This window comes from Roseburia sp. AF42-8 (genome assembly GCF_003435965.1).
Lineage (GTDB): Bacteria > Bacillota > Clostridia > Lachnospirales > Lachnospiraceae > Roseburia_C > Roseburia_C amylophila.
In genome coordinates this window covers 50008-57158 of record NZ_QTVB01000017.1, presented here as the reverse complement: position 1 = coordinate 57158, position 7151 = coordinate 50008, and the positions used below count along the sequence as shown (strand labels likewise).

Below are 7151 nucleotides of genomic sequence, written 5' to 3'. Positions count from 1 at the left end.
AATGGTTATAATGAAGCATATTTATACTCATTACTTGCTTTTTTGTAAGTAAAAGTCTATAAATTCATCTGACAAGACACCTGTATTTACAGATGTAAAAGAAAAGGAATATCACATATGAGTACATTAAATTTGACATTGTTGACTGATCTTTATGAGATGACAATGATGCAGGGATACTTTAAAACCGGCAACCGTGATGTGGCTGTTTTTGACGCTTTTTACCGCACCAATCCATGTGATGGCGGTTATGCAGTCTGCGCGGGATTAGACCAGATGATTGACTATATCAAGAATCTTCATTTTGACGAAGAGGATATTTCCTATTTAAGAAGTTTATCCATCTTTGATGAAGACTTTTTAACTTATTTAAGTAACTTTAAATTCTCCGGTGATATCTATGCAATTCCGGAAGGAACTCTGATTTTTCCAAGAGAGCCTCTTGTAAAAGTGGTTGCTCCGATTATGGAAGCCCAGTTAATCGAAACTGCAGTCTTAAATATCATCAACCACCAGAGCCTGATTGCCACCAAGGCTGCCCGCGTATGCTACGCTGCCCAGGGTGATGGCGTCATGGAATTTGGTTTAAGACGCGCCCAGGGTCCTGATTCCGGAACCTACGGCGCCAGAGCTGCTGTTATCGGCGGCTGTAAAGGTACTTCCAACGTCCTTGCCGGTCAGATGTTTGACGTCCCGGTACTCGGAACCCACGCCCATAGCTGGATTATGAGTTTCCCGGATGAATATACCGCCTTCAAGAAATATGCAGAGCTTTATCCATCTGCCTGCATTCTTCTTGTCGATACCTATGATACTTTAAAATCCGGTATGCCAAATGCCATCAAGGTATTTAAAGAAATGAGAGATGCCGGCATTCCGCTTACCTACTACGGAATCCGTATGGACAGTGGCGACCTTGCTTATCTTTCCAAGAAAGTCCGCAAAATGTTAGATGATGCCGGATTCCCGGACGCAGTTATCTCCGCTTCCAATGATCTGGATGAGTATCTGATTGAAAGCCTAAAGATTCAGGGGGCTACCATTACTTCCTGGGGTGTTGGAACCAACTTAATTACTTCCAAAGACAATCCTGCTTTCGGCGGTGTATACAAGCTGGCTGCTATCCAGAATGAAGCCGGTGAATTCATTCCAAAGATTAAGCTTTCCGAGAATGTGGAAAAAGTTACAAATCCTGGCAATAAAACTGTTTATCGTATTTATGATAAAGAAACCGGTAAGATTAAGGCTGACCTTATCTGTCTGGTGGGCGAAGTCTTTGATGAATCCAAGGACATGAAGCTCTTTGACCCGAACGCCCCATGGAAGAAAACAACTCTTCCTGGTGGAAGCTATACGCTGCGTGAACTTCTTGTTCCGGTTTTCCAGAAGGGCGAATGTGTTTACGAATCTCCAAGTGTTATGGATATTCAGCGTTACTGCACCAGAGAAAAAGATACCATCTGGGATGAGACAAAACGTTTCGTAAATCCACAGGAAATCTACGTTGATTTATCCGACAAATTATATGAAATGAAAACTGCTCTCTTAAATAAAGAGCATATGTAACTACAAGAAACACTCTTTGCGAGCATACAATTTTTCTCGTTACTCGCGTAAAAAAGAAACCGCCTTTACCGTTTTTCCCGGCATAAGGTGGTTTCTTTATATAAGCAATAATGCCCTCTGTTGTTTTTCTTTTCTACAAACCTACGCTCGTTTATTCACATTTTTTCTTTCAGCTTAGTTAAATCCGACAATCTTCTGGGTCAGCTTATATGCTGCAACAGAAATCTTTCTTCCACCCTTACCCGGAAGATTCATGGACTGTCCTAAAATCCCCCTTCTTAAATGATGGAAGAGACGAAGATCATAACCTTTGATATAAGACCACAGTTCCCGTTTCTTCATGAGATTTTCTTCTGTCTCGGAACGCAGGCAAAGTACTGTTGATACTACAGTAATAATTTCAAGGTAATTAAACATATATTTTCTTAATTTTGGGTTTGCAATTTTCCACAAATTCACTTCTTCTATCATCAGTTTATTTACCTTAATCTGCTGATCAATTCTTCCAATCATAACCTTTTCATTGACAGACTGGTCTTCCCTTCCGATAAAATAACGATAGAAATCCACATTCATATAATACATGGTCTTTACATATGGCAATGGATTGTATACAAAAAGATTATCCACATAGAAGGTGTGTCTTGGCAGCTCAAGTCCACAATCCTTTAATAACTGAGTACGGTAAATAACAGAATGCATCAGAATATAATGTCCCTTGCTGATATGCCTTACATCAGACCAGGTAAAGACTTCATTTTCCGGGAACATTCTGGTATATTTCATTACTTTTTTATGCTCTGCGCCCTGCTTCTCATATACGAAATTGCTGATAAACATATCAAGAGTAGTACTTCCGCCCACAAGTTCCCGTAATTTAGCAAGAATCTTGTGATAGCTCTCTTCATCTACCCAGTCATCACTGTCTACCACTTTAAAATACAGTCCGGTTGCATTGGCAATACCGGTATTTACAGCTGCACCGTGTCCACCATTTTCCTGATGGATTGCCTTAATAATAGTAGGATATTTCTTCTGATAACGGTCAGCAATCTCTGCTGTTGCATCCTTTGAGCCGTCATCTACGATTAAAATCTCCACATCTTCTCCACCTGTCAGCAGTGTTTCAATACAATGTTCCATATAATCCTGTGAATTGTAACATGGAATGGTTACTGATAATAATTTCATTCTTTTTCTCCAATCGTTTTTCGAAACATTTTATTTTAAAAGTTCTTTGGTAAGTTCTAATGCTTTCTCTGTCATGGCATCAATATTATAATATTTGTATTCTGCCAGTCTTCCCAAAAGATGCATATTCGGATATTTTCCGGTCAGTGCTTTATATTTTTCATATAATGACTGATTTTCTTCATTTAAAATGGCATAATAAGGAATCTCTCCTTCTGCTCCACTGTATGCAAATGGATATTCCTTTACAATCGTGGTTCCATCTGCCTGCTGCCCGGTCAGATACTTAAACTCCGTAATTCTGGTATAATCCTCGCTTACCGTATAATTTACAACACTGTGTCCCTGATAATCCGGTTTGTCATAATATTCAAAATCAAAGCGGAGGGAACGATATGGCAGCCTTCCATAACAGCATGCAAACAACTCATCCAGTGCTCCGGTATAAATGACATTTCCTTCGAATTTCTTTCCATCAAAATAAATGCCGTCCTCTGTAAATTTCAGTACCTCTCCGGCATCTACACCAGTCCTCACCTCAATATCCGGATGGTCTAACATCTTTTCGAACATTGCGGTATAACCTTCCTTTGGCATACCCTGATATTTATCCTGGAAATATCTGTTATCATAAGAAATCAGCACCGGCACACGTCCTGTTACCTCCGGGCTTATCTCCTCTGGTTTCTGTCCCCACTGCTTCATCGTATAATAAAAGAAAACATTTTCGTATACATAATCCGCAATCTTCCGGATATCTGCATCTTCATTTTCCCGTAATTTCATAATTGGGACCCGGCTTCCCTCTCCGTATGCGGCAATCAGCTTCTGCTCTAACCGGTCTGCCTGCTCTTTCCCATAAACCATATGTAAAGTATTCAGGTTAAATGGTACCGGAATCAGTGTCCCATGCACATTTGCTACTACCTCATGACCAAAGAAATACCAGTCTGTAAATCTTGACAGATACTGATATACTTCTTCCTTATTTGTATGAAAAATATGTGGACCATATTCATGTATTACAATTCCATGGTCATCCGGTCTGTCATAACAGTTTCCTGCAATATGATTTCTCCGTTCCAATAAAAGAACCTTCTGCTTTCCTTCTTCTGCCAGCTTTCTTGCTGCCACACTGCCGGCGATTCCGGCTCCGATTACAATGCTGTCGTACATTTCTGTTCTCCTTCCCCCTTGGTAATCCTCATTCAATTATACACATTTGTCATTTGTTTTCCAATTCATTTTTTCTTAGGATTTCTTTAAGGCACTTCGTTTACAATTTATTCATATTTTATTTACAGCCTTCTAACAATCCGGGCATATTGTTTTCACATTCTGCTTTTATACTATAACTAAGCTGAGAAAGAAAAAAGCGATAATTTTATTTTTTCATAGACCTTGCAGCTGATGCAAGGTTCCTCCCAAAAAATAGTGTTTTTAACACTTACCATAAAAAATCTTTTTCATATGAAAGGCCGGTGATAATCACCGGCTCCCTCTTTTTTCTATGGCTTTTCTGCTATTCTTCCTTATATCTGTCATTTCCAAGACGAATGTTCATATATCCTGTGTATCTGGAAAATGCTGCCGGAATCGGATACTGTTCTTCCGTTTCTTTCACATCCACAAAGAGCATATTCTGATACTCCTGCTCTGTCTCATCAATCTGCACTGCATATCCTGTCATATGCCATTCAATATGGGAAAAAATATGCCTGCTGTCTTCTAATTTTTTCAAACGAATCGGTGACAACCCCATTTTCTTAAGATAGGTAATAACTTCCTCTTCCTTAAGATGCCCTTCCACATTTGGAAATTCATAGAGTCCAGCTAAAAGTCCCTTGTTGGCCCGTTTATGCAAAAGGACCTTATCCTCTGCCTTTATAACAAGAACTGTTCTGTCCTCTATCCTTCTTGCCTTCGCCTTGCTCTTTACCGGAAGTTCTCTCCAGCGTCCGCTCTTTTGTGCCCGGCAGACTTCTTTCCAAGGACATGCTTCGCATAAAGGTGCCCCATTCGGCAGACATACCGTTGCACCAAGCTCCATCAGTGCCTGGTTAAAAGCTCCCGCCCTGTTTTCCGGCATAATTTCCAATAAGTCCTTCTCCATTGCCGTCCGCACAGATGCTTTCATGATATCCGCATCATCCTCTGTTACCCGGGATATGACACGGAGCACATTTCCATCCACCGCCGGTACCGGAATGCCAAATGCGATAGATGCGATGGCACCTGCCGTATAATGACCAATTCCTTTCAACTTTGTCAGTGCCTCATAATCTGCCGGAAGCTCTCCATGATAATTCTCCATGACCGTCTGTGCTGCGATCTGCATATTTCTCACCCGGTTGTAGTATCCAAGTCCTTCCCAGAGTTTCAAAAGCTTCTCCTCCGGGCAGTCTGAAAGTGCTGCCACATCCGGCAGCTCCTCTAAAAACCGGTCAAAATATGGTTTTACCGCTTCCACTCTGGTCTGCTGCAGCATAATTTCAGACACCCACACCCGGTATGGGGTCGGCTCATTGCGCCAGGGCAACACTCTGGCATGGTCTTTAAACCAATTTAATAATGGTTCTATCAGGGTTGTCAGGTCAAATGGTTCTCTCATGGTTCCTCTTTCTAATTCTATTTCTGTTTCGTGGGTGCAGGGTTGTACGTTGCTATCGATAGTTTGAACCGAGCATATCCCGGCAGTCCGTTAAGTTCTGATGCCACATAAAGCCGATAAGTGGCACTAAGAATTTCGAAGGGATACAGCCTTCGCTGGCAACCGGTGCAAATTCACATCCATGTTCATATGCACCTCGCTGGCACATCCCTGTGCCAGCGTTGCCGGATGCCGGACGAAATTCCAAGTGCCACTAACCGCCTTTATCAGGCATCCTTACTTAACGGACTGTCCGGGTATCTTATCAACAATACCATCTACTCACGTAAATCAAATGCATCACATAATAATTTTCCAATTATTAGAACTGTGCTACGAATTCAGCAATTTTCTCCAGACAGGCACGAATGACATCCTGCGAATATGCATAGGAGCACCGTACAAAGCCTTCTCCGCATGTACCGAAGGCATTTCCCGGGATAACGGCTACCTTCTGTTCCTGCAACAGGCGGTTACAGAATTCTTCACTGGTAAGTCCTGTTTTTCGAATGTCCGGAAATACATAGAATGCGCCTTCCGGTTCTGCTACGGATAATCCCATCTTACGGAATCCCTCTACCATCAGTGTTCTTCTGGCATCATACTCTTCCCGCATGACTGCAATCTCTTCATCTCTCACCGGACTGGTCAATGCTTCCAATGCCGCATACTGGCTGGTGGTTCCTGCTGACATAGTTGTAAACTGATGTATTTTATTCATATGAAAAATAACATCCTTTGGTCCTGCTGCAATTCCCATACGCCATCCGGTCATGGCAAATGCTTTGGAAAATCCGTTTAATACAACGCAGCGCTCATACATGCCCGGAAGGGATGCGATGGAAACATGTTTCTTTCCATAGGTTAATTCTGCATAGATTTCATCGGTAATCACGAACAAATCATGTTCCTTTACCACTTCTGCGATTGCTTCTAAATCTTCCTTTTCCATAATGGCTCCGGTCGGATTGTTCGGATAGGAAATCAGTAAGACTTTGGATTTCTCCGTTATCTTTTCCTCTAACTGTTCTCTGGTCAGACGGAATTTATTCTCCGCTCTTAATTTTAATGATACCGGAACACCGCCACATAATTCAATACATGGAATATAGGAAACGTAGGAAGGTTCTGCCACTAAGACTTCCTCCCCCGGATTCACCAGTGTCCGAAGAGCTAAATCAATTCCTTCGCTGGCTCCCATGGTAATCAGTATTTCGTCCTGTTTATCATAATGCAAATCAAATTTTGTCAGATAATCCGCTGCCGCTGCACGCAGCTCTACCGTTCCGCGGTTATCGGTGTATTTGGTATCCCCCTTTTTTATAGAAGCAATCGCTGCCTCTCTTACATGCTCCGGTGTCGGGAAATCCGGTTCGCCTACACCCAGTGAAAGTGCACCTTCCATGGTATTTGCCACATCAAAGAAATCCTTGATTCCGGAATCCGGCATATCCTGTACGATTTTTGATAAGTATGATTTTGTATCTTTCATTTTCATTGACCTCTCTTTGTACAAGTCCTGTCATGTAATTACGCAATTATTTTTTAGAAGCAGTGGTTTTCGAATTTTAAGCAGCTTTTCTATAGCCTTTTTAGAAATCAGAATGCTACAATTCTAAAAAAGTGCTTTTTTCTCTTGGGATAGTGCCTGTTTTTCCAATGTTTGACAGTATGCCTTCTGCGGTTCGCCTGATTACGGATATCATTTAGGTGCCCTGCTAGCAGCTCTTGGCATTTCTTTTGT

6 protein-coding genes are annotated in these 7151 nt (G+C 41.7%); 1 reads left to right on the top strand and 5 read right to left on the bottom strand.

Annotated elements, in window-relative coordinates; genetic code table 11:
* Positions 1-117: 117 nt before the first annotated feature.
* Positions 118-1566: a nicotinate phosphoribosyltransferase gene (locus DW059_RS09035; RefSeq protein WP_117698549.1), complete on the top strand. Its 1449-nt coding sequence runs from the start codon at positions 118-120 to the stop codon at positions 1564-1566.
* A 174-nt stretch (positions 1567-1740) separates the two neighbouring features.
* Here the strand turns inward: DW059_RS09035 and DW059_RS09030 are convergent, their stop codons facing one another.
* The 5 genes from DW059_RS09030 to DW059_RS09010 form a co-directional block, all read right to left on the bottom strand.
* A complete protein-coding gene (locus DW059_RS09030; protein ID WP_117698548.1) occupies positions 1741-2757 on the bottom strand; it encodes a glycosyltransferase family 2 protein in 1017 nt (338 codons plus the stop codon).
* Between the two features lie 30 nt (positions 2758-2787).
* Positions 2788-3933, bottom strand: a complete 1146-nt coding sequence (glf, locus tag DW059_RS09025) for a UDP-galactopyranose mutase (RefSeq protein ID WP_117698547.1) — start codon at positions 3931-3933, stop codon at positions 2788-2790.
* 346 nt (positions 3934-4279) lie between these two features.
* Positions 4280-5368, bottom strand: a complete 1089-nt coding sequence (mutY, locus tag DW059_RS09020) for an A/G-specific adenine glycosylase (RefSeq protein WP_117698546.1) — start codon at positions 5366-5368, stop codon at positions 4280-4282.
* Between the two features lie 52 nt (positions 5369-5420).
* Positions 5421-5615 carry a hypothetical protein gene (locus DW059_RS09015; protein WP_117698545.1) on the bottom strand — a complete coding sequence of 65 codons (195 nt, stop codon included), beginning with the start codon at positions 5613-5615 and terminating at the stop codon, positions 5421-5423.
* A gap of 114 nt (positions 5616-5729) precedes the next feature.
* Positions 5730-6899, bottom strand: a complete 1170-nt coding sequence (locus DW059_RS09010; protein WP_117698556.1) for a pyridoxal phosphate-dependent aminotransferase — start codon at positions 6897-6899, stop codon at positions 5730-5732.
* Positions 6900-7151 lie beyond the last annotated feature (252 nt).